This window comes from Lysobacter sp. 05T417 (genome assembly GCF_056396405.1).
On sequence record NZ_JBFTLK010000031.1, the window covers coordinates 1 to 460 of the forward strand.

1 protein-coding gene is annotated in these 460 nt (G+C 63.4%); it reads right to left on the reverse strand.

Features of this window, described 5'->3' with window-relative positions; translation table 11 throughout:
* Nucleotides 1–61: 61 nt before the first annotated feature.
* Nucleotides 62–460: OmpA family protein (locus AC1DER_RS17250; RefSeq protein WP_477358234.1), on the reverse strand; the 399-nt coding region annotated here is incomplete at its 5' end.

The window sequence follows — 460 nt, forward strand, 5'->3', positions numbered from 1 at the left end:
TGGAAGAATCGTTACCGAGGTTCGTTACCGGGCTTCGTTACGGAAACCCGGCGTCCCGAACTCAGTTCTGGACGTTCAGCTCGGTGCGACGGTTCTTCTCGCTCTTGCAGGCCGGGAACGCCTGGCCCATGTCCTCGAGCGGGCGGCTCTCGCCGTAACCGATCGGGCCCACCAGRCGCGCGGCGTCCACACCATTGCTGGTCAGGTAGTCGTACACCGTGGTGGCGCGACGCTCCGACAGCTTCTGGTTGTACGCATCCTTGCCGCACTGGTCGGTATGACCGGCGACTTCGACCTTCAGCTCCGGATAACGCTTCAGGATCTCGGTGGCCTCGGAGAGGATCGAGACAGCATCCGGACGCAGCGTGGCCTTGTCGAAGTCGAAGTTCACACCCTTCAGGTCGATCGACACCGGCACCGGGCAACCGTCCGGACCGATGGTCTGGCCAGCCTGCGAACC